Source organism: Pedobacter sp. AC212, assembly GCF_979258625.1.
Map to the genome: position 1 here is coordinate 5,000,333 of NZ_OZ409870.1, position 21,440 is coordinate 5,021,772.

At 37.3% G+C, this 21,440-nt stretch carries 22 protein-coding genes; 8 read left to right on the forward strand and 14 right to left on the reverse strand.

What is annotated here, in order from left to right; all coding sequences use genetic code 11:
• Positions 1-46: 46 nt before the first annotated feature.
• Positions 47-901: a dihydropteroate synthase gene (gene folP / locus ACZZZC_RS21545; protein ID WP_463483946.1), complete on the forward strand. Its 855-nt coding sequence runs from the start codon at positions 47-49 to the stop codon at positions 899-901.
• A 57-nt stretch (positions 902-958) separates the two neighbouring features.
• The gene (cdaA, locus tag ACZZZC_RS21550; protein ID WP_010602775.1) at positions 959-1,750 is read left to right on the forward strand and encodes a diadenylate cyclase CdaA; all 792 of its coding nucleotides are present in this window, start codon (positions 959-961) and stop codon (positions 1,748-1,750) included.
• Between the two features lie 81 nt (positions 1,751-1,831).
• Here the strand turns inward: cdaA and ACZZZC_RS21555 are convergent, their stop codons facing one another.
• The 8 genes from ACZZZC_RS21555 to recJ form a co-directional block, all read right to left on the reverse strand.
• Positions 1,832-2,242 carry a BrxA/BrxB family bacilliredoxin gene (locus ACZZZC_RS21555; protein ID WP_463483947.1) on the reverse strand — a complete coding sequence of 137 codons (411 nt, stop codon included), beginning with the start codon at positions 2,240-2,242 and terminating at the stop codon, positions 1,832-1,834.
• 96 nt (positions 2,243-2,338) lie between these two features.
• Positions 2,339-2,806 (reverse strand): CCC motif membrane protein, encoded by a 468-nt coding sequence (locus ACZZZC_RS21560; RefSeq protein WP_463483948.1) that lies wholly within the window; start codon positions 2,804-2,806, stop codon positions 2,339-2,341.
• A 2-nt stretch (positions 2,807-2,808) separates the two neighbouring features.
• Positions 2,809-3,132: a DUF2752 domain-containing protein gene (locus tag ACZZZC_RS21565; RefSeq protein ID WP_463483949.1), complete on the reverse strand. Its 324-nt coding sequence runs from the start codon at positions 3,130-3,132 to the stop codon at positions 2,809-2,811.
• Complete coding sequence (locus tag ACZZZC_RS21570; protein ID WP_463483950.1) at positions 3,113-3,547, reverse strand: YkvA family protein; 435 nt, start codon at positions 3,545-3,547, stop codon at positions 3,113-3,115. The genes ACZZZC_RS21565 and ACZZZC_RS21570 overlap by 20 nt, the downstream gene beginning before the upstream one ends.
• Positions 3,548-3,618: 71 nt before the next feature.
• The gene (locus tag ACZZZC_RS21575; protein WP_463483951.1) at positions 3,619-4,032 is read right to left on the reverse strand and encodes a hypothetical protein; all 414 of its coding nucleotides are present in this window, start codon (positions 4,030-4,032) and stop codon (positions 3,619-3,621) included.
• Positions 4,033-4,043: 11 nt separating this feature from the next.
• Entirely contained in the window at positions 4,044-5,567 is a 1,524-nt protein-coding gene (locus tag ACZZZC_RS21580) for a GH3 auxin-responsive promoter family protein (protein ID WP_463483952.1), read from the reverse strand.
• Between the two features lie 142 nt (positions 5,568-5,709).
• Positions 5,710-6,450 carry an LPS export ABC transporter ATP-binding protein gene (lptB, locus tag ACZZZC_RS21585; RefSeq protein ID WP_463488098.1) on the reverse strand — a complete coding sequence of 247 codons (741 nt, stop codon included), beginning with the start codon at positions 6,448-6,450 and terminating at the stop codon, positions 5,710-5,712.
• A 138-nt stretch (positions 6,451-6,588) separates the two neighbouring features.
• Entirely contained in the window at positions 6,589-8,298 is a 1,710-nt protein-coding gene (gene recJ / locus ACZZZC_RS21590; protein ID WP_463483954.1) for a single-stranded-DNA-specific exonuclease RecJ, read from the reverse strand.
• 52 nt (positions 8,299-8,350) lie between these two features.
• On the opposite strand from recJ, the gene ACZZZC_RS21595 reads away from it, so the two are divergent.
• Positions 8,351-9,115: an MBL fold metallo-hydrolase gene (locus ACZZZC_RS21595; protein ID WP_463483955.1), complete on the forward strand. Its 765-nt coding sequence runs from the start codon at positions 8,351-8,353 to the stop codon at positions 9,113-9,115.
• A gap of 517 nt (positions 9,116-9,632) precedes the next feature.
• Here the strand turns inward: ACZZZC_RS21595 and ACZZZC_RS21600 are convergent.
• Complete coding sequence (locus tag ACZZZC_RS21600) at positions 9,633-10,205, reverse strand: YceI family protein (protein WP_463483956.1); 573 nt, start codon at positions 10,203-10,205, stop codon at positions 9,633-9,635.
• Between the two features lie 360 nt (positions 10,206-10,565).
• Between ACZZZC_RS21600 and ACZZZC_RS21605 the strand changes: the two genes are divergently transcribed.
• Positions 10,566-10,928, forward strand: coding sequence for a VOC family protein (locus tag ACZZZC_RS21605; protein WP_463483957.1), 363 nt, complete (start codon positions 10,566-10,568; stop codon positions 10,926-10,928).
• A 311-nt stretch (positions 10,929-11,239) separates the two neighbouring features.
• Here the strand turns inward: ACZZZC_RS21605 and gcvP are convergent, their stop codons facing one another.
• Positions 11,240-14,116: an aminomethyl-transferring glycine dehydrogenase gene (gene gcvP, locus ACZZZC_RS21610; protein ID WP_463483958.1), complete on the reverse strand. Its 2,877-nt coding sequence runs from the start codon at positions 14,114-14,116 to the stop codon at positions 11,240-11,242.
• A 507-nt stretch (positions 14,117-14,623) separates the two neighbouring features.
• Here gcvP and ACZZZC_RS21615 point away from each other — a divergent pair.
• The gene (locus ACZZZC_RS21615; RefSeq protein WP_463483959.1) at positions 14,624-15,472 is read left to right on the forward strand and encodes a hypothetical protein; all 849 of its coding nucleotides are present in this window, start codon (positions 14,624-14,626) and stop codon (positions 15,470-15,472) included.
• Between the two features lie 294 nt (positions 15,473-15,766).
• On the opposite strand, the gene ACZZZC_RS21620 is transcribed toward ACZZZC_RS21615, so the two are convergent.
• The 3 genes from ACZZZC_RS21620 to ACZZZC_RS21630 form a co-directional block, all read right to left on the reverse strand.
• A complete protein-coding gene (locus ACZZZC_RS21620) occupies positions 15,767-16,330 on the reverse strand; it encodes a hypothetical protein (protein WP_463483960.1) in 564 nt (187 codons plus the stop codon).
• Positions 16,331-16,478: 148 nt separating this feature from the next.
• Positions 16,479-17,369 carry an EamA family transporter gene (locus ACZZZC_RS21625; RefSeq protein ID WP_463483961.1) on the reverse strand — a complete coding sequence of 297 codons (891 nt, stop codon included), beginning with the start codon at positions 17,367-17,369 and terminating at the stop codon, positions 16,479-16,481.
• Positions 17,370-17,457: 88 nt separating this feature from the next.
• On the reverse strand, positions 17,458-18,174 hold the full coding sequence (locus ACZZZC_RS21630) for a pyridoxine 5'-phosphate synthase (RefSeq protein ID WP_463483962.1): 717 nt from the start codon (positions 18,172-18,174) through the stop codon (positions 17,458-17,460).
• Positions 18,175-18,258: 84 nt separating this feature from the next.
• Between ACZZZC_RS21630 and ACZZZC_RS21635 the strand changes: the two genes are divergently transcribed.
• Both ACZZZC_RS21635 and ACZZZC_RS21640 read left to right on the forward strand, forming a co-directional pair.
• Positions 18,259-19,899, forward strand: a complete 1,641-nt coding sequence (locus ACZZZC_RS21635; protein WP_463488099.1) for an ArnT family glycosyltransferase — start codon at positions 18,259-18,261, stop codon at positions 19,897-19,899.
• A gap of 1 nt (position 19,900) precedes the next feature.
• Entirely contained in the window at positions 19,901-20,281 is a 381-nt protein-coding gene (locus ACZZZC_RS21640) for a GtrA family protein (RefSeq protein ID WP_463483964.1), read from the forward strand.
• Here the strand turns inward: ACZZZC_RS21640 and ACZZZC_RS21645 are convergent.
• Positions 20,274-20,396 (reverse strand): hypothetical protein, encoded by a 123-nt coding sequence (locus tag ACZZZC_RS21645; protein ID WP_260300610.1) that lies wholly within the window; start codon positions 20,394-20,396, stop codon positions 20,274-20,276. The genes ACZZZC_RS21640 and ACZZZC_RS21645 overlap by 8 nt on opposite strands.
• A gap of 60 nt (positions 20,397-20,456) precedes the next feature.
• On the opposite strand from ACZZZC_RS21645, the gene ACZZZC_RS21650 reads away from it, so the two are divergent.
• A complete protein-coding gene (locus ACZZZC_RS21650) occupies positions 20,457-21,437 on the forward strand; it encodes a polysaccharide deacetylase family protein (RefSeq protein WP_463483965.1) in 981 nt (326 codons plus the stop codon).
• The last annotated feature ends 3 nt before the right edge of the window (positions 21,438-21,440 follow it).

Genomic DNA, 21,440 nt, shown 5'->3' on the forward strand with positions numbered 1-21,440 from the left:
AAAGATACATTTTTATAGCGAAACCCAAATCCCGAAAGGGTTTATTATGTCAGAAAAAAACTTTTTAGAAGCCCAGCAAAGTATAAACGCTAAGGGACGAATAATTGATTTAAGTGAGCCTAAAGTGATGGGGATACTAAACATTACCCCAGATTCTTTTTTCGGTGAAAGCAGAACCAAATCAATTTATGAAGCACTTTCCAGAGCCGAAAAATTTTTGAAAGAAGGCGCTACGTTTATTGATATTGGCGGATATTCATCGAGACCCGGAGCAATTGATGTATCTATTGAAGAAGAGTTATATCGCACTGTTCCAGTAGTTGAAGCCATTTCAACCATGCTTCCGGAAGCAGTTATTTCTATCGATACTTTTAGAGCAAAAGTGGCAGAAGAAACCATTTATGCTGGGGCACACATTGTTAATGATATTTCTGCTGGCGATCTGGACGAGGGAATGTTCGAAATGGTAGCCACGCTAAAAGTTCCATACCTAATGATGCATATGCAGGGCACGCCACAAACCATGCATCAAAACCCTCATTACGAAAATGTAACCTTAGAAGTCGTAGATTATCTGGCTAAAAAAATAGCCCAACTTCGAGCACTTAAGATACACGACGTAATTATTGACCCAGGTTTTGGTTTTGGAAAAACACTCGAACACAACTACCAATTACTGAGAGAAATGGAAGCTTTCAAAATATTTAAACTCCCGCTTTTAGTTGGTTTTTCAAGGAAGGGTATGATCCATAAAGCATTGGGTACAACGGCAGCGGATGCACTAAACGGCACCACGGTTTTAAATACCATTGCTTTGCAAAAAGGAGCTAAAATATTAAGGGTTCATGATGTAAAGGAAGCTGTTGAATGTGTGAAATTGGTCGAAAGGCTTCAGGGATAATCTCAGATATGATACTGAAAATTGTAAACTGATAACTGTTTTAGTATCTTGTGACTGATGAAAGGTTTTGATTTTGATTTTCTTAAGGTATCGCCAACAGATGTAGTAGACATTGTACTTGTTGCAATATTGATTTACTACGTTTATACACTGATACGCAATACGCTGGCGGTAAACTTATTGGTCGGCATGTTTATTATCACAGTTTTTTATTGGATAGTAAAAGCCCTTCACATGGAATTACTCACTACCATCATAGAGAAATTTATGAGCGTAGGGATCATTGCGCTGATTGTTATTTTTCACCCTGAAATCAGGCGTTTTCTTTTGCTTATCGGCAAAAATGCATTTCTGCAAAAAAATAAAGCTTGGTGGGGTTACTTATTTGGCCGGAAGGAAATTGAGCGGAATAATTTAACTCGGATAAAACCCATTATTGATGCCTGTAAAACAATGAAAAAAACCCGTACTGGTGCGTTGATTGTGTTTGTAAAATTTTACGACGAACAATTTTTTGCCAACAGCTGCGAGGTTGTTGATGCGAAAATTTCGAAAAGACTCCTGGAAAGTATTTTTCAAAAAAACAGTCCGTTGCATGATGGCGCTGTTGTGATTTCGGAAAATAAAATTAAAAGTGCCAGTTGCATTTTGCCTTTAACAGATAACGACCAACTGCCCTCTCAATTTGGGTTAAGACACCGGGCTGGTATTGGTGTATCTGAAACTACTGATGCAGTAGCGGTAATTATTTCAGAGGAGACAGGAGAAATTTCTTATGCCAAACAAGGACGAGTAAGAATGAATGTTTCTTTCGGAGAGCTGGAGAAGTTGCTTAATAAAGATTTTTAGAAGATGATTACACAGATATAAAGATTACACAGATTTAGGTAGCCTAAATCTGTGTAATCCTCTAAAATCATTTAATCCGTGTTAACAATATTGTTCAAAAGCGCCAATCAGGTTATCGGCGATCATTTGTGCAGGGCGACCTTCAATTTGATGACGCTCGATCATATGAACCAATTTACCATCTTTAAATAAGGCCATTGCAGGAGATGAAGGAGGAAAAGGCATCATGTAATTTCTAGCCTGATCTACAGCTTCTCTTTCCATTCCGGCAAAAACTGTTACCAATTTATCTGGATGTTTTTCGTGAGCTGCTGCTGCTCTTGCTGCAGGGCGGGCATTAGCCGCCGCACAACCGCAAACCGAATTCACTACAACCAACACAGTGCCCTCGCCTTTAATGGCTTGATCAACATCTTCTGCGTTTTTTAATTCTTGAAAACCTACGTTAGTTAATTCCTTACGCATTGGTTCTACTAAATATTCTGGATACATTATCGTTAGTTTTTATTTACAATTTGAATGGTACAAAAATAAGAAAATCGGATGGTATGCACCATCCGATTTATATTTTTAAGGTAAAATTAGCACCTAGTTAAATCCTTTAAAAAATCTATCGTAAGCCTCTGGGTGGGTAATGGCACCAGCTATAATTAACACGAAGAAGATAATAAAAAGTAAACTCAATATCGTCGCAATCATCCCGCAGATTTTACCTGCTTTAGCATTTTTAAATGATGATTCGGTATACATGGTTGGGTTTAACTGATACTTTTTAACATCGCTGCCACCAAGTGCCCATGCAATAATACCAAATATTAAACCGAAAATGCCATAGAAACAACATGCCGGAAGTGCCAAAATACCTAAAACTAAAGCTACCGTAGCATTTGGAAGATTTTGCTGACCGCCCATTCCACCAAATTGACCAAATGGAGGTGGCTGCTGAAAAGGTGGCGGAGTTATTGGTCCAAAGCCAGATGGAGGAGTGTTGGCTTGTTCTGGCTTATTTAAATCAATTGGATTATTTTGTGGCGGATTTTGCTGTTCGTCTGACATAGTTAAGCGATAAGTTGATGGGTATATATTTTGTAAATGTAGTTGATAAACACAATTGCTGCAATACCTAAAAATGCGAATTTTATTACAGAAGCCCCTACTTTAAAATCAAATTTTAAATGAAATGCAGTAAAGATGATGATGAAAACTAAAGGAATGGTGGCCGGATAATACTTAAATGAAGCAAGGAAATCGCCTTCCAAAAGTGAAACTATAGACCGCTGCAAACCACAACCCGGGCAATCATAACCAAAATAGGTTTTGAAAGGGCAAGCTAAAAGATGGCGGCTTAGCCAATCGATAAAGCTAAGTTGTTGAAGGATCATCTAATTTGGCGATAACTTTCAATTGAGCATCTTTCCATATTTTGTACTTTTCCAGGTCTTTTAAAACTTGTTTATATACTAAATTAAGTACAAAAATATCATCCATAAAACCTAAAAGTGGAACAAAATCCGGAACGATATCCAAAGGAGAAAGAAAATATATAATTCCTCCCAAAATGGCAACGATAGATCTTTTTGGAATTTCAGTATAGTCGCCGTTTACATAATCTTTTGCCACGCCAAATAGTAAAACCATTTTAGTCCATACTCCATCAAGATCGCTTTTGTTATTTATCGCTTTGCCCAAAGCATCTTTAATTGTGCCACTTGCTTTAGATTTGTCGTTCAAAATCAACGTTGCTCTATTTTCAGATTTCTTAAAAAAATCTAAAACTCTCTTCCTATTAAATCTCATAAATAATGCTTTACAAATTAACGTCCAAAAAAGTTAAATCATCTGCCTTTTAAATAAATAGTCAGCTTCAATTATTTTTGATCAAACAATAAAAGCAACTTTCTATCGAATGAAATCGGCACAAGCTTATCATTTGCAGTGTCTTCTTCAAATAACTGCCTTTTTACCGGATCAAAAATGAATCTGGCAATGATGGGCATCCTGTCAGCATAGCTTTCGTGTAAGTTAAAACCATAGGTTTTGGAATAGCTTTGTGAAGGATCCGTTTTAGGATTTGGGCTAGATTCTAACATTATACCATAAGATGTTCCTCCATTTTTCTTTATCCTTTCAAACAAGCCTTTAGTAAGTTGTTTACATCTGGGAGAGGTTTCTACAATGTTATAAGCGATTTTTGCTTTCTTACTTTCATTAATCTGGGCAAATGTTTTTAAGCCTGAAAAGGTCAGAAAAAACAAACACAATATCAGTTGTTTAGCGCTCATCCTATTTTTATTTAAGCAGCTGATGCGTTCATCATCTCAAGAATATCGTCAATATATTTTCGCTCATTAGCCAAACGCGGAACCTTATGCTGGCCGCCCAATTTATCACGGCTTTTTAACCAATTATAAAAGGTGTTGGCCGGAGCATTATGCACTGTAGGCCTACACAAAGCCATATCTTTAAATCGTTTCGCATCATAATCAGAATTTACTTCCCGCAAGGTATTGTCCATTACATCGATAAACTTTTCGAAGTCGTTAGGTTGTTTATCAAACTCAATGATCCATTCATGTCCTCCGGCTTTTTCACCTTCAAAATAAATCGGACCAGCAGTGTAATCTTTAATTTCGGCACCAGTGGCAAGGCAAGCCTTTGTTAGTGCCTGTTCGGCATTGTCTATAATTACTTCTTCGCCAAAAGCATTTATAAAATGTTTCGTACGGCCGGTAATTTTTATCCGATAAGGAGAAAGTGAGGTGAACTGAATCGTGTCGCCAATCATATAGCGCCATAAACCACCATTCGTTGAGATTATAATCGCGTAATTTTTATGCAATTCAACTTCACCCAATAAGAGTGCTTTTGGATTATCTTCACCAATATTTTCCAGCGGAACAAACTCATAAAAAATGCCATAATCAAGCATTAACAGCATTTCATCGGAATCGTCCTGGTCCTGAATCCCAAAAAAACCTTCAGAAGCATTGTAGGTTTCCAGGTAGTACATTTCGCTGGATGGAATGAGCTGTTTAAACTGTTCACGATACGGGGCAAAATTTACGGCACCGTGGATGTAAACTTCCAGATTTGGCCATACTTCCAATAAATTATTCTTGCCCGTAAGTTCTAAAACCTTCTTTGCCAAAACAATGGTCCAGGTTGGTACGCCCGAAATACTGGTTACATTTTCATGGATGGTAGCCTCTGCCATTCTATCCATTTTTACCTCGTAGTTATCCATCAATGCGATAGACATATCGGGAGTGCGGTAAAACTCAGCCCAGATGGGCAGGTTTTTAATCAATACTGCTGATAAATCGCCATAAAAACAGTCTTCGTTGAGTTGATTTACCTGATGGCTACCGCCAAGCACTAAACCTTTTCCGGTAAACATTTGATTGTCTGGGCGATTATTGCAGTAGATGGAAAGCATGTCTTTACCACCTTTAAAGTGGCACTCTTCCAAACTTTCTGCCGAAACCGGAATGAATTTACTTCTATCGCTTGTAGTTCCTGATGACTTGGCAAACCACTTAATATCTGATGGCCACAAAATATTTTGTTCTCCAGCCAGCATTCTTTCAATAAATGGCTTTAATGTATCATAGTTTTGAATGGGAACCCGTTCCTGATATTGTTGCGGGGTTAAAATAGATTTGTAATCATATAACTTACCCCATTCTGTATTTTCTGCACTATCAATTAGCGTATGAAACCACTCCTGTTGAACATCGTGTGGATATTTCATAAAAAGCTCGATCTGATGAATCCGCTTTTTCATTAACCAGGTAAAAATTGAATTTACGATTGCCATGCTTTATTTTTTTACCACAGATAAACACAGATCTGGCAATGAACCAGAATTATCATCAATTCTCAAAATGCTCTTATTTACGCTCATTTTATTTACAATGGGATTTCAAATATTAAAATGTGTCTATCCTATATATTTGCAGTTAAACATCAAATTTCTTACGTTTCAATACGAAGTTAGATCCTAAATATACTTTCCTTACCATTTCGTTTTCTGCCAAAACCTCCGGAACACCTTGCTCTAAAATTTTTCCCTCGAAAAGCAAATAAGCCCTATCAGTAATGGAAAGCGTTTCCTGAACGTTATGGTCGGTTATTAGTATACCAATATTTTTATGTTTTAGTTTTGCAACAATGCTTTGAATTTCTTCTACGGCAATTGGATCTACCCCTGCAAATGGTTCATCTAAGAGAATAAAATTCGGGTTTGCCGCTAAAGCACGGGCAATTTCAGTCCGTCTGCGCTCCCCGCCTGATAATAAATCGCCTCTGTTTTTCCGAACTTTGTGTAAGCTAAACTCATTGATCAATTCTTCCAGCTTGTCTTTCTGTTCTTCTTTGGTTAGGTTACTCATTTCTAAAATAGCGAGAATATTATCCTCTACAGTTAGCTTTCTAAAAACAGAAGCTTCCTGGGCTAAATAGCCGATACCTTTCTGTGCCCTACGGTACATGGCATCTTCCGTAATATCTTCATCCTCCAAGAAAATGCGACCTTCATTTGGCTTAATTAAACCTACAATCATATAAAAAGAAGTCGTTTTACCGGCGCCATTCGGACCAAGCAAACCCACAATTTCCCCTTGACTCACATTAAATGAAACATTGTTTACAACAGTGCGTTGCTTGTATTTTTTTACCAGATTTTCAGCTCTTAATATCATTCTTTATTAATTTTTAGATAAAAGAACAAAGATCAATGAATAAAGACTGGGTTGTTCATTCCTCATCCTTAAGTCTTGTCTTTTCTCTTTGATCTTTACTTTTTATCCTTTATGCTTTGCTCCTTTGTCCTTACTCTTTTATCCTTGCTCCTTTATCTTAATCCCTTTAATATTAAGCTGTAAACGTCGCTTTTCTCTCCAAACATTTTCTTCAATAGTATAACAAACAGAAAATGGCACTTTTGGTTGTAAGAGATTTTGAAATTCAGCCAGACCAAAACCAATGCCTTCAAAAATAAGTGAATTTTGTTGCTTTATATTTATTTTAAGGTGGTTTGCACCTACTGCCATTGCAGCCCGATCTAAGTATACGTTATGTGTAACAAAAATCGGCGCCATGTTTTCTGGCCCGAACGGACCCATTTGAGCCAATACCCGATAAAATTTACCATCAATTTGAGCAAGATCTATTTCCGCATCAATTTTGATCATCGGCGTTAACAATTCATCGGTAATGCTTGACGAAACAATTTCTTCAAATTTATCGGCAAAAGCGGTTACATTTTGCTCCTGCATGGTTAAGCCAGCTGCAAATTTATGACCGCCATATTGGTCTAGTAAATCAGCACAGCCACTCAACGCCTCATATAAATCGAAGCCCACAACCGATCGGCAAGAACCTGCCACATGACCGTTTGATTTAGTCAAAACGATTGTTGGGCGGTAATATTTTTCTGTTAACCTCGAAGCTACAATGCCAATAACACCCTTGTGCCAATTTTCGTTAAATACGACAGTAGTTTTTCGGTTAATAAGCACTTCGCTCTCCCCTATTAAAGCCAGCGCTTCCCGGGTAATATCCTGATCGTATGTTTTGCGCTCTGTATTTTTCAGGTTTATTAGTTCACTCTGCTCCAAAGAATTTCCATCAACCTGGCAAAGCAACATCGCTACGGCATGTTTTGCATGGTCAATACGGCCTGCGGCATTTATCCGCGGACCCAAAGTAAAAACCACATCCGTGATGGTGTAATTTTCAGTTTTACCCGAAACCTCCATTAAAGCCCTTAAGCCCTCGCATGGATTGGTATTTAATTTCTTTAACCCATAATAAGCTAAAATTCTATTTTCTCCTACTACCGGAACAATATCTGCGGCAATGCTTACCATTACCAAATCAAGATATTGCAAATAGGTTTCTTCTGGAAGATGATGTTTTTGAGCATAGGCTTGCGCCAGTTTGAAGCCGATTCCGCAGCCTGCCAATTCTTTAAACGGATACTCACAATCCAATCTTTTAGGATCTAGAACCGCTATTGCCTTTGGCAAATCATCACCAGGTAAATGGTGATCACAAATGATAAAATCTATTCCTAAACTATTCGAGTAATCAACCTTATCGATGGATTTTATACCACAATCTAACGCAATAATCAGAGAAAAACCGTTTTCATTCGCATAATCGATACCGGCGGTAGAAATTCCATAACCTTCTAAATAACGATCTGGAATGTAGTATTCGATGTTTGGGGTAAGTTGAGAAAAGAAGCTGAAAGCAAGAGCTACCGATGTGGTTCCATCAACATCATAATCACCATAGATCAGAATTTTTTCGTGAGTTGCTAATGCATTTTCGATTCTTTCTATTGCTTTATCCATATCTTTCATCAAGAAAGGATCGTGAAGATGATTTAAATCAGGCCTAAAAAAATACTTCGCCTGGTCAAAATCACAAACATTGCGTTGAACTAAAATTTGTGAAAGTGATTGATCTATATTGAGTTGTTCTGCTAATTTCTTTACCGTGTCATCATTACAATTTGATGTCAGCACCCATCTTTTTTCCATTATATTTGTTTCCGAACAGTAAATATACTTTTTTAATTTAAATCTCTACATTTTGCAAGTTCATACCTTATTCGAAGGCACCTATTCTGTAGATGCCTCAAAAAAATTCATACCGTTTGATTCATCCATTCACAACTATAAAGATCGCCCGGCTTCGTTGTTTATCAACGTCCAACCTTTTCTGGTAGAACTTAAGAATGATCTAGTTCTTTTTGATACCGGTTTAGGTTTCAGTGATGACCATGGCGAACTGATGTTACACAAAAACATTCGGAATGCCGGGTTTGATCCAACAGATGTTACGAAGGTTTTGATGTCGCATTTGCATTACGATCACTCTGGTGGAATGATTCACAAATTAGGCGATCAAACGGAGCTGAGTTTTCCGGATGCAGAATATGTAATCAATCGTGGCGAATGGGAAACGGCTTTTAGTAGCACATCAAGCTCTTACCACACCGATATTTTCGAATACCTGCAACGTAATGCACAGCTGAAGTTTGTAGAAGGCGATGGAAATTTGGATGAAACCATTGCATTTGAATTTACAGGTGCCCATTGCCCAAACCACCAGGTTTTTCTATTAACGGAGGGGAATCAGAAAGTTTTTTTCGGCGGCGATGTATTGCCAGAACCTAGCGAATTGATTAAAAACTTCATTGCCAAATACGATTTCGATGGCCGCAAAGCGATGGAATTACGCAAGGAGTTTGGAAAAAGAGCTGCTGCTGAAAACTGGGAATGTTTATTTTACCACAGCAAAGATCAGGCAACAGGTTTTGTTGATGAAATTGACGGCGGGTTTAGGATAAGATAATTGATTGTTATCCGTTATCCGTTGGCTGAAGCCAACGGCAATGAAATGCAAGTCGAAAAATTAAGTTGCAGAAAAAGTTGAAAGACAAAACAGAAAAGCTAAAGTAAAAGGATTAAAGCTGGCAAACCGCTTGGCAATAAATTTCATCGTCGTCAGTTTCAACTGACGAAAAATAAATAAAGCAAGCAAGGCTTTAGCCAAATCCTGCAGTTTGAAAGTCTTTGTTTCTTGTAGCTCATTAAGTACCTAAACCCGACAGCAGCGAAAATACTTTTGATTAAACCTATAAGGTTTTAAAAACCTTATAGGTTTGAAAAAGATTGTAGCGAATGGCGGGAATAAACTTTAATAATTATACCGCAATTGCTTTCTAAAACCAAGATAGAATTCATAAAAAGTCTACTACAGATGTACAAGGATTGCTTCGTACTTCGCTATGACAACACAAAAAAAGGTCCCGATAAAATCGAGACCTTTATTGTTTCAGCCCTCCCTTTCAGGAGAGGGTTAGGACGTTTTATTTCTTAGCTACTAATTTCACGCCGATTTCGAAGTTATCATCAATTGCTTTGTCGCCAATGCTATCGAAGAAAGATTTCGAACCATAACGAATGTCATATTTAGTTCTATCCACTAAAATTTTACCAGCTAAAGCAGAAACAGTTCCATCTGCATTTACAGAAATAGTTGCAGGGAAAGTTACTGGTTTAGTAGTGCCTTTAATGGTTAAGTTACCTGTTACATTGTTACCAGCAACCTTAGTAATTACGAAAGTTGAAGTTGGATATTTCGCAGTTCCGAAGAAATCGTCTGCTTTTAAGTGACCTTCTAATTTTGCACTGCCATCAGCATCTTTAATAGAATTCATATCGATTGTGAAAGTACCACCTGTTACTTTTTTGCCATCAACATTTAAAGTTCCTGATTGCAAAGCGATAGTTCCGTTGTGAGAACCTGTAACTTTTTTACCAATCCAGGTGATGGTTGATTTTGCTGCATCTACAGTATAAGTAACTGGTTTAATAGTTGTAAAAGCTGATAATGACACAACTGCAACTAACAAAAGGATGGAAGAGATTTTTAATTTCATGTTTGATTTTTTAGTTTATGGTGCAAATATAAGTTTAAGATAGATTGTTTGTTATTGATGTATGTTAACTTTTTCAAAAACGATCGATTTATCTGAAAGCACTCTATTGACTAAGGATTGTACTTGAGGTTTAATTTAATTTAAATTATTTGAAAAGCAAATGCAGAAGTCAGGTTGAATGATAGTCGGGCTTTTCGTTAAATCTTTTTTTGATTGCCATACAGATTTTATCGAAGCCAGTAAAACAAAAAAGGATATCACTTCAATCCCGTTTAAATCCAATAAGCTTCTGTTGCTATTTAGGGTTGCAAAGCGGAAATAAATTTAATTATTTATCTTGGTGAATATTTTTTTTTGAAAATGAACCACAACGCAAAATCACTTCGACCATTTATAGGCGCTAAAAATTTCGAAACGTCAAGAAAATTCTACCGTGATCTCGGTTTTGAAGAGGTAACTCTGGGCGAAAGTATGTCGGTCTTCAAAAGCGGCAACCTCGCTTTTTATCTACAAAAAGCCTACGTTAAAGATTGGATAGATAACACCATGATTTTTATGGAAGTGGATAATGTGAATCAGTTTTACAATGAACTTTCAGCGCTTGATTTACCTGCTAAATATGAAAATGTAAAGCTAAGCCCAATCAGAATTGAAAGCTGGGGAAGTGAATGTTTCCTCCACGATCCATCGGGGATTCTTTGGCATTTTGGGGAGTTTAGTTAAATGGTTCCGTCTCGGAAAGTCGTCTTTTCGACTGAACGTAGTGAAATGGAGAAATCTTTTAACATAGCTTTTTTAATTACAAGATTTCTCGGCTTCGCTCGAAATGAGGGGCAAAAAAAACTGCAAGCTATATGAAAATGAATTCATAAAACTTGCAGATGATTGGTTTGTGAGGACACAAACCAAGGCACTAGATAAGATTGCCACGTTGGCTGAAAAAGCCTCCTCGCCTGCTTACAGCAGGCACGCAATGACGGAGTTGGCGATGGAAAGGAAACCTTAAACACTCTACCTTTCTACCCTCAACTTTCTTAAGGCACTATTTCTTCCAAATAACTTTCAACTGGCGGACAAGCACAAATTAATGATCTATCGCCATGGCTATCATTCACACGACCAACTGATGGCCAAAACTTACGTTCCAACACATAAGGAAGTGGAAAAGCTGCTGTTTGACGGCTATAAGCATGCTCCCACTCGTTAGCGGTAATTACTGCTACAGTATGAGGTGCATTTTTCAATGGGTTATCAACCTTATCAAAAGTTAAATTTTCAACCTGATCTATTTCTTTTTTAATCGCGATCAATGCATCACAGAAACGATCTAACTCATGTTTAGGCTCCGATTCGGTAGGCTCAACCATTAACGTACCCGCAACCGGGAATGAAACTGTTGGTGCATGGAAACCATAATCCATTAAACGTTTGGCAATATCAGTAACTTCAATACCGAAAGCTTTGAATGAGCGACAATCTAAAATCATCTCGTGTGCACAACGACCCTGAGCACCTGAATAAAGCACTGGGTAGTGTTGCTCTAAACGAGCTTTCATATAATTGGCGTTTAAAATCGCATATTTAGTCGCATTGGTTAATCCCTCAGCACCCATCATAGCGATGTAAGCATGAGAAATAATCAAGATCGAAGCTGAACCCCAAGGTGCAGATGAAACCGCAGAAATTGATTTTCCTTTATCGATATCAACCACAGCATGACCAGGAAGATAAGGAACCAAGTGTTTCGCCACACCAATTGGGCCCATACCTGGGCCGCCACCACCGTGAGGGATACAGAAAGTTTTGTGCAAGTTTAAATGGCAAACATCGGCACCGATATTAGCTGGGCTTGTTAAACCAACCTGTGCATTCATGTTTGCTCCATCCATGTAAACCTGTCCGCCGTTAGCGTGGATCGTTTCACAAATTTCGATGATGCTTTCTTCGAATACACCGTGAGTTGATGGATAAGTCACCATCAAACAAGATAAATTGTCTTTATGTAATTCTGCTTTTGCCTTTAAATCTTCTACATCGATGTTACCGTTTTCTAAGGATTTAACGACAACGATTTTCATATCAGCCATTGCTGCAGAAGCAGGATTTGTACCGTGAGCAGATGCAGGAATTAGCGCAACGTTACGGTGGAAATCGCCTCTATCGTGGTGATAAGCACGAATAACCATTAAACCTGCATATTCACCTTGAGCACCAGCGTTTGGCTGTAAACTCATCGCCGCAAAACCGGTAATCTCACTTAACCATTTATCCAGTTCGTTAAAAACCGAATAGTAACCCAAAACCTGATCGGCTGGAGCAAATGGGTGGATGCGACCAAAGTGAGACCAGGTTACTGGAATCATTTCTGCAGTAGCATTCAATTTCATTGTACAACTACCCAAGGCAATCATCGAGTGGCAAAGCGATAAATCTTTCGCCTCTAATGATTTGATGTAGCGCAACATTTCATGCTCTGAATGATGAGAATTGAAAATTGGGTGACTTAAGTATGCTGAAGTACGCTGTAAAGCTGATGGAATTACAGTTTCAACATTTTCGACAACCTCAACCTGATCAGCAGCAACCGCTTTTACTTTAGCGAAGATTTTAGCAATTAATGCAACATCTTCAAAAGTAGTAGTTTCATCGATAGAGATGGTAGCCACGTTACCCACATAATTCAAGTTGATTTCGTTATCTAAACAACCTGAATGAATGCCACCTTTTAAGTCGCCTAAATCGAAACGAATGGTATCGAAATAAGCTGAATTTAATTGCTCGTAACCTAAGCTTTTTAAAGTTGACGCTAAACTAACCGCCAAACCATGCGTACGTTCTGCAATGGCTTTTAATCCTTTCGGACCGTGGTAAGCTGCATAAAAACCAGCCATAATGGCCAATAATGCTTGCGCCGTACAAATGTTAGAAGTTGCTTTATCTCTACGAATGTGTTGCTCGCGGGTTTGCAAAGCCATACGTAATGCGTAATCGCCGTGGCTATCGATGGTTACACCAATAATACGACCTGGAATTGAGCGTTTATATTCTTCTTTAGTTGCAAAAAATGCTGCGTGTGGACCACCAAAACCCATCGGAATACCGAAACGTTGCGTTGTACCTACCACGATATCAGCACCCCATTCGCCTGGAGGCGTTAATAAGGTTAAGCTTAAAATATCTGCTGCAACCGTTAATTTAATATTTTGATTGTGTAATTCAGAAGCAAAGTTTTTGTAATCGAAAACTTCTCCATTACCTGCCGGATATTGAACAATCGCACCAAAGAAATCTTCTGTAGCCACGAAATCCAAATGATTGCCGATGACTAATTCAATACCGTAAGGATTAGCTCGGGTTTTTAAAATATCTATCGTTTGAGGAAAAACTAAATCTGAAACGAAATACTTTTTTGCAGCTTGATTTTTACGCGTACTGTATTGCATAAACATCGCCTCTGCCGCAGCTGTACCCTCATCTAAAAGAGATGCATTGGCAATTTCCATTCCGGTTAAATCGATTACCATCGTTTGGAAATTTAACAATGCCTGTAACCTACCTTGTGCAATCTCTGCCTGGTATGGTGTATATTGCGTGTACCATCCTGGATTTTCAAATACGTTACGTAAAATTACACCCGGGGTAATGGTATCATAATAACCCTGACCAATAAAGCTTTTAAAAACTTTATTCAACAATGAGGTTTGTTTTAAAGCACCCAAATATTCAGTTTCTGACTTCGCCGCAGGCAAATTTAATGGTTGTTTTAACCTAATTGCCGTCGGAACAGTTTGTTCAATCAGCTCATCAATAGAATTTACGCCAACAGCTTGCAACATTTCAGCAGTATCTGCCTCATTTGGTGCAATATGACGATTTTGAAAATCTTCCTTGTAGTGGATATTTAAGCTCATGCAGGTATGAATAATAATTTGCTGCAAAGGTAGGAAAAACGATATTGTATTTTGCTATATATCAGTGTAAAAAAGGTGTCTTATTTACGCTTAAAGGCGACAAAATTGGTAGATTTTAAGTTTGTATTTAAAGTCAAACGTTTGTTCATTTCAGGAAGAAATTTCATTTATTTGGAAAGCAGTAACGCTACAAAAATTAAAGTTTGTTGCCGCCATTTTCTACAATCTTTTTTTACGTTTCTGTCATGCTGAGGAACGAAGCATTTGCAAGCGATGAAAAAACATACGTTAATACCCCACTGCCGTAAACGGAAGTTAATCAGGCAAGAAAAGTAAATAACAGGTAAGAGATTCTTCGTACCTCATAACGACTACAATTTTGGCTTTCGACGATTTATGTGTTTTTGAAAAAAATGCGAACCTCTCAGCATGACAATAAATTCAGGGCTGCTACAAGCCCGGAATCTAAAGTTTTCATACCTTCGAAAAAAAATCCATTTAGCTTACATGTTGAAATCAAAAAATAACGTTGCACTTTTAGTTCACGCCTGCGACCGTTACGAATTTCTATACCAAGGTTTCGACTATACTTTTTCAAACAACTGGGATTTTAAAATCCCCTGCAATTATTATTTTGCTACAGAGGTTAAAAACGCAAAAGTTAATGGCTTTATTAATATTAAATCTGGCAAAGGCGAATGGGCCGATCGCTTGGCAACCTTATTGAGGAATATTGATGAAGAATACGTTTTATACTTTCAGGAAGATATGTGGCTGAGTAAACCTGTTAACCACGAATTTTTTAATCAGCTTTTCGATTTAGCAAAAAAGAACAACTGGAAACATGTTAAACTTCATAGTTCTGATGTTTACAAAATCAAGCCAACTGAGATTTTTATAGAAGGTTTTAATGTTGCCGAAGTGGATAATCAAAAATCAGATTTTTTAATGTCGCACCAGGTTACCCTTTGGAAAAAAGATTATCTGTTAGCACAGCTCTACAAAAATGAACATCCATGGAGGAATGAGCGGAATGGCACAAAACGTTTGAAGAAGTTAAATCCATTAATTCATCATATAGATTACTTCGCCGAGAACGGAGCTTCAGAGATTAACATCAATAAAAACCTCAATAAAAGAAGCGAATATTATGCAGTTTCTTTCAACAGCACCTTAAATTTTAACGCTACCCGATTTATTAAAGAATTAAAATCAGGTAATCAAAGTGAAAAAGACTACGCCACAGCACTACAAAACCACTACGATAATAATTTAACCCACGATGGTACGCCAAAGCCAAAAAAGGAAGATATCTTCAAGAAATTCAAAAACTGGTTTCTAAAAAAGAAAGGCTAAGGCTACCATTGAAGTTTTTAACTTTCCGTCTTTGCTTACCTGCCGCAGGCACAATGTCATTAAGTTAGTCTTATAAAGATTTAATTAAAAATCAAAAAGATAGCATATAAAAATCCATTAACTTAATGACATTGGCCGCAGGCGGGGGTTTAGAAACAATGCAAGCTCCAAAAGCTTACTCTCTGTTGTTTACATTATACAAGAACGACCGTCATCCTGAATTCATTTCAGGATCTTAATAGCAAAACAGATGCTGAAATGAATTCAGCATGTCGACTTATTATTTAAAACTCCTTACTTTTGCACTTTCCAGCCTTCATCTTTACTCAACTTCAACTTGTAAGTTTTGGTAATGAAGTTGCTGTTTTTATTGGCGTCTTTATCAAAAGGTTCAAAATCGGTAGTCAACATTTTTAAGGAAACGGTTACCTTAGCTGTGCTCGAATTTACCTGTTCAAAGTTTACGGGCTTTTCATCTGCTAAAACATAGGTAACGGCTTTAACAGTAGCCCTGTCGCCATCTTGTTTCAAAACCAGCGGACTAGCTTTATCAGTTAAAGTTATTTGATATACGAAACTGCTATCTTTAGAAAGGAACTTCTTTTTCGCTTCTTTTAAATTCAGAGTTACTAATCCTTTACTCGCTAACGATTTGTATTTCCCTAGCTCAAACATGTCATTCGTGCTATTAAACTTGATTTCTCCAAAGTTGAAACGAATGGTTTTATACTCAGGGTTGGCTTTTAAATAATCTGTAATCACTTCTCCCGCCTCATCCTGGTTGATGGTTGTTTTAGTTTTACATCCGGCGAAGCCGATAATTAGAAAAGAAAGAATATAAAGAATTTGCTTTTTCATGTTTTCATTTTTTGCTTTTTAAAGGTATTTATTTTTTTATTCTAAGCGCAAAGAACACTGAGTTTTTCGCAAAGGAAGAGAAGTAAAAATTTGAGCACCCAGCTTTGCAATCTTTGCGCCTTGTCTTTACATCCTTTGGGGTAAAACATCACTTTCTCTTTAAATACTTCAAATTAGGCAACACCATTGCCGATAAAATGACACACACGCCTACCCAACGCAAAAATGAAACTTGTTCTTGCAACACAAAGCCTGCCATCATTACCGCTACAGGCAATTCTGCTGCACTTAAAATTGAGCTCAACGCTGTTCCAATGCGTGGAACACCTTCAGCATAAAATAACGGTGGAATTACTGTTCCGAAAACGGCAATAATTAGCCCCCATTTAAGCAAAGTTCCGTTTAATGCGCCATTAAACAGAAACGCAGGTGGAAACAGGATAAAGATCAAAATACATGCTCCAGTAATCATTAATGCACTTTTCTGCAGTGGTGGATACTCGTTTCCGATTCTTCCGCTTAACATTAAAAAGCCCGCATAACATACTGCAGCGAGCAAACCAAAGCCGATACCTTTGTAGCTCAAACTTGAAATAGTTGTTTCTAGCATTCCACTTGCCAAAACTGTTCCTCCCAAAACCAAAAGGATCGCTAAAAATTGTAATCCCGTCGGCTTCTTTTTGTAGATGATAAACTCTAGCAAAATACTCATCCAAATAAATTGCATGAGCAGAATGATAGCCACTGAGTTAGGCACAAGTTTAACTGATTGATAATAGAAAATACTTACTAAACCGGTGCAGGTTCCAGCTAGAATCATCTTCCATTTAGGTGTAATTAGCTTTATTTCTTGTGTCTTATACTTTGAAGTCCTGCTTTGAAAGAAAAACAAAACCCAAAGAATTACTGCACCAAAAAAAGCCTGAGCACCGGTAACATCGCCGAGAGAATATCCATCGTGGTATGCGAGTTTTACAAAAGTAGAAAGGATACCGAAACTGCAGGCACCAAAAAAAACAAGGAGAATTCCTTTTAACATAATGGAGTGAGAAGTTTAAAGTAGAAAGTTTTTAGCGATAAGTATATTGTCAACGACCGGTTTCAACTTTATACTTTCAACTTTAAACTCATAAAAGTTGTTGTAAATATTTTTGAACTGTAGTTTCTAAACCCAAATAAAGCGCATCGCTAATGAGTGCATGACCAATGGAAACTTCCAATAAACCAGGAATGCTTTGGGCAAAATAATGAAGGTTGTGTAAATCTAAATCATGACCTGCATTTATTCCTAAACCTAATCTATTTACGTGATGTGCAGCGGCGATGTAGTTAACGATTGCTTTTTCTCTATCAGCGTAATAATTATGAGCATAAGCCTCGGTGTATAATTCGATTCTATCTGTACCTGTTTCTGCTGCTCCCTCAACCATTTCAACTACCGGATCAACAAAAATGGAAACCCGAATACCCTCTTTTTGAAAAACCGAAACCATCTCTTTTAAATAATCTCTATGTTTTATTGTATCCCAACCATGGTTAGAAGTAATTTGTCCTTCGGCATCGGGCACTAATGTTACTTGTGCAGGTTTATTAGCCAAAACCAGATCAACAAATTTATCTTCACGGCAATTGCCTTCAATATTAAATTCAGTGGCAATAACAGCTTTCAAATCGTAAACATCCTGATAACGAATATGGCGTTCATCTGGGCGTGGGTGTACCGTAATTCCTTGTGCACCGAAGCGTTCACAATCTAAGGCAACCTTCACTAAATCAGGATTATTACCTCCGCGACTATTCCTCAACGTAGCAATTTTATTGATGTTTACCGATAACTTTGTCATGCAACAAAGATAAGGCTTTGGCTTTGTTAATCTTTAAAGGTTCAAAAAAATTGACTTATTTTTACTCATATTTGCTTTCAGTAAATGAAATCGAAAGACATCACGCTATATAAAATTCTAATCGGAATTGTTACTGTAATCAGTTCGCTGGCACTATTTGGTGGGATTATGGAACCGGATTCTGCGCTTTATGCATCAATAGCCAAAAATATGGTTTTGCGTGATGATTGGATTAACATTTACGTTCGTGGTGCAGATTGGCTTGATAAACCACATTTAACTTTTTGGCTGGCAGCAGCCTCTTTCAAAATTTTCGGCATAAATGCCTTTGCTTATAAGCTGCCTTCGTTTTTGTTTGGTTTGTTTGGAGCAGGTTATCTCTATAAGTTGGCGAAAGATATTTATAACCATAAAATGGGCTTAATAAGTGCGTTAATCTTTCTAAGTTCTTTACACATATTAATATCAACTTTTGATGTAAGGGCCGAAGTTTACATTACAACATTTACTTTGGCAGCCATTTACCATTATTACAAAGCGCAATCAGGGTCTTTCTGGCATATCGTTTTAGGTTCATTCTTCGCCGCATGCGCCATTATGATCAAAGGAATTTTTGTTTTGATTCCGGTTTTTGGTGGTTTTATCCTTTATTGGCTCATCACCAAACAATATAAAGAGTTATTAAAACTGAAATGGTGGCTTGCGATAGTGCTAATTCTGGTTTTTATCATTCCCGAACTTTACACCTTGTATGTGCAGTTTGATTTACAGCCAGAAAAAATTGTATTTGGAAAAACGGGAGTTTCGGGATTAAAATTCTTTTTCTGGGACAGTCAGTTTGGTCGCTTTTTTAATAACGGACCAATAAAAGGCAAAGGCGATATCTCATTTTTCTTACACACCACCATCTGGGCTTTTCTACCTTGGTCCATTCTATTTTATACTGCGGTAATTAATCTTTTCAAAAAGAAAAACAGAGTTTCTTTGCCCCCCGAAAGCATTATAATCTGGACAAGTGCCGCCATCACTTTTCTGCTATTTTCACTATCTAAATTTCAATTGCCGCATTATATATTGATTATTTTACCGCAATTTGCCGTGATCGCTGCTCTGTATTTGCAGAAACTAGAAGGGAAAAGTCTGAAAATATTTTTCATCGCTCAAACGGTTTTGGCAGTTTTAATTGTAGCGATATTAATCTGCGTTTCGATATTTTTCAAATTCGATTACTTCTCCGTTGCAAACGCGATACTAATCGTTTTGCTATTTTTATCTGTATTATTTTTTAGAGGATTAAAAATTGAAACCATTATCGCCAGAAGTAGTATGATTTCTATCGGCTTGATGATTTTTCTTTCAGGTTTCTTTTATCCTGCATTGCTGAAATATGAATCGGGAATGGAAGCGGGCATTTGGCTAAAGGAAAACCAGCCTAATGCTAAACCAGCAGTATTGATGTATCCTGATGCTTATTCTTTCGATTTTTATGCGAATGGAGAGCCTCAGTATTTTTGGGATTTTGAGACATTGAACAAACATAAGACAGATAAGAACATGGTGATCTATGTTTGGGAGCCAGAAATGGAGCGATTGAAAAAGGATTACAATACCCAAATCCTCAAATCATTTGAATACTTTCACGTCACAAAACTTACGGGAAAGTTTATAAATGCTAAAACACGCCCTCAGGTTTTAGAACGTTTTTATCTGGTAAGAATACAATAGCATGGAGTTATTTTTTCGCATTCTGAAATTTGGTGTAACGGGCTTGCTTGGAATGGCAATTGATTTCGGCGTGACCTGGCTTTGCAAAGAAAAAATTAAAATAAATAAATACGTGGCCAATGCGCTAGGTTTCATTTTCGCTGTAACCAACAATTATTTAATTAATCGCGTTTGGACTTTTCAAAGCACCAACATCCACTGGGGAACCGAGTTTAGCAAATTTATCGTGGTAAGTGTAATTGGATTGGCATTAAACACCGTTATTATATATCTTTTCCACCAACGTAAAAACGGTACAAACTTTTATGTGGCTAAGTTTTTTGCTATTGCGATTGTTTTTATTTGGAATTTTATCGCCAACCTGATGTTTACTTTTAGGTAACGTTTTTGCCGATAAAATAGAATACCACCAACCAGATTAATCCTTTTATCAGGAAGAATAAAAACCCGATTAAGCCCACACGCTTAAACCATAATTTTAGTTTTTCTTTGTTCATGGTGATGTGGTAAAGATAAAATTTTTGCCTTAAATTAGAAAGGTTTTAAATAAGCAAAAGATGAAACGCTTCAGGTTCTTTTATTTCATTATTTCTGTTCTTCTTCTCAGCACCAGTTCGAGTTTGGGTCAAAACTTCAAATCGATTAAGAAATACAAATTGGATTATCTTGTTGCGAATAAGGGTGCTGAAAAACTAATTGGCATTCGGAGTTTCGCAAATGATGGGCAACAATATTTATTGCTTGTTAATCCGCAGACGCTTGATAGCAAAGTTGACCTCGCTTCAAATTATGTAATAAGTAGAACACCATGGCCAAAGATTTTACTCGAATTTAAAACCAGCCCATACATAAAATCTTTAACTGCAGCTGCCGCGAAAGATTTTCAAATACAAGATGCGGGCATCGATAATGCCATACCAAGAGAACAAGGAATAACATTAACGATTGACCTTTGCCCCTCTCACAAACCCTTAGACAGCGTTATTTTTCAATCGGTATTTGATGAATTTAAAAAGATAGAGCAGCCGGCACCTCTTGCCATTTCGGTATCGGGAAAATGGATGCTTAAACACCAGGACGACCTAAATTGGCTGAAAGATTTGGTCAACAAAAAAGACTTAGATATCACCTGGATAAATCATTCTTATAATCATGAGGTAAACAGCCTTCCTCTGGCCGAAAACTTTTTACTAGCACCAGGCACCAATCTTGATACAGAGGTATTAGAAAATGAAAAACTAATGCTCAAAAATGGGTTGACACCCTCTATTTTTTTCCGCTTTCCAGGTTTAGTTTCCGATAGAAGTATTGTGCAAAAAATTGAAGCTTATGGTTTAATCCCAATTGGAAGCGATGCCTGGTTAGCAAAAGGACAACAAGCAAATAATGGAAGTATTGTGCTTATCCATGGTAATGGAAATGAAGAGCTTGGTGTTAAAGACTTTCTGGAGTTATTGAAAACGAAAAAGGAAGAAGTTATCAGCAAACAATGGCTGTTGTTTGATTTGAGAAAAGGATTGCAAAAAGCATATGAGTAAACG

Bases quoted from the DNA above. Each gene is read 5' to 3' on its own strand.
- ACZZZC_RS21560 (WP_463483948.1), bottom strand. From the start codon at position 2,806: ATGTCAGACGAACAGCAAAATCCGCCACAAAATAATCCAATTGATTTA.
- ACZZZC_RS21570 (WP_463483950.1), bottom strand. From the start codon at position 3,547: ATGAGATTTAATAGGAAGAGAGTTTTAGATTTTTTTAAGAAATCTGAA.
- ACZZZC_RS21635 (WP_463488099.1), top strand. From the start codon at position 18,259: ATGAAATCGAAAGACATCACGCTATATAAAATTCTAATCGGAATTGTT.
- folP (WP_463483946.1), top strand. From the start codon at position 47: ATGTCAGAAAAAAACTTTTTAGAAGCCCAGCAAAGTATAAACGCTAAG.
- ACZZZC_RS21565 (WP_463483949.1), bottom strand. From the start codon at position 3,132: ATGATCCTTCAACAACTTAGCTTTATCGATTGGCTAAGCCGCCATCTT.
- ACZZZC_RS21580 (WP_463483952.1), bottom strand. From the start codon at position 5,567: ATGGCAATCGTAAATTCAATTTTTACCTGGTTAATGAAAAAGCGGATT.
- ACZZZC_RS21650 (WP_463483965.1), top strand. From the start codon at position 20,457: ATGAAACGCTTCAGGTTCTTTTATTTCATTATTTCTGTTCTTCTTCTC.
- ACZZZC_RS21575 (WP_463483951.1), bottom strand. From the start codon at position 4,032: ATGAGCGCTAAACAACTGATATTGTGTTTGTTTTTTCTGACCTTTTCA.
- ACZZZC_RS21630 (WP_463483962.1), bottom strand. From the start codon at position 18,174: ATGACAAAGTTATCGGTAAACATCAATAAAATTGCTACGTTGAGGAAT.
- ACZZZC_RS21555 (WP_463483947.1), bottom strand. From the start codon at position 2,242: ATGTATCCAGAATATTTAGTAGAACCAATGCGTAAGGAATTAACTAAC.
- gcvP (WP_463483958.1), bottom strand. From the start codon at position 14,116: ATGAGCTTAAATATCCACTACAAGGAAGATTTTCAAAATCGTCATATT.
- ACZZZC_RS21625 (WP_463483961.1), bottom strand. From the start codon at position 17,369: ATGTTAAAAGGAATTCTCCTTGTTTTTTTTGGTGCCTGCAGTTTCGGT.
- ACZZZC_RS21645 (WP_260300610.1), bottom strand. From the start codon at position 20,396: ATGAACAAAGAAAAACTAAAATTATGGTTTAAGCGTGTGGGCTTAATC.
- lptB (WP_463488098.1), bottom strand. From the start codon at position 6,450: ATGATATTAAGAGCTGAAAATCTGGTAAAAAAATACAAGCAACGCACT.
- ACZZZC_RS21605 (WP_463483957.1), top strand. From the start codon at position 10,566: ATGAACCACAACGCAAAATCACTTCGACCATTTATAGGCGCTAAAAAT.
- ACZZZC_RS21600 (WP_463483956.1), bottom strand. From the start codon at position 10,205: ATGAAATTAAAAATCTCTTCCATCCTTTTGTTAGTTGCAGTTGTGTCA.
- recJ (WP_463483954.1), bottom strand. From the start codon at position 8,298: ATGGAAAAAAGATGGGTGCTGACATCAAATTGTAATGATGACACGGTA.
- ACZZZC_RS21620 (WP_463483960.1), bottom strand. From the start codon at position 16,330: ATGAAAAAGCAAATTCTTTATATTCTTTCTTTTCTAATTATCGGCTTC.
- cdaA (WP_010602775.1), top strand. From the start codon at position 959: ATGAAAGGTTTTGATTTTGATTTTCTTAAGGTATCGCCAACAGATGTA.
- ACZZZC_RS21640 (WP_463483964.1), top strand. From the start codon at position 19,901: ATGGAGTTATTTTTTCGCATTCTGAAATTTGGTGTAACGGGCTTGCTT.
- ACZZZC_RS21615 (WP_463483959.1), top strand. From the start codon at position 14,624: ATGTTGAAATCAAAAAATAACGTTGCACTTTTAGTTCACGCCTGCGAC.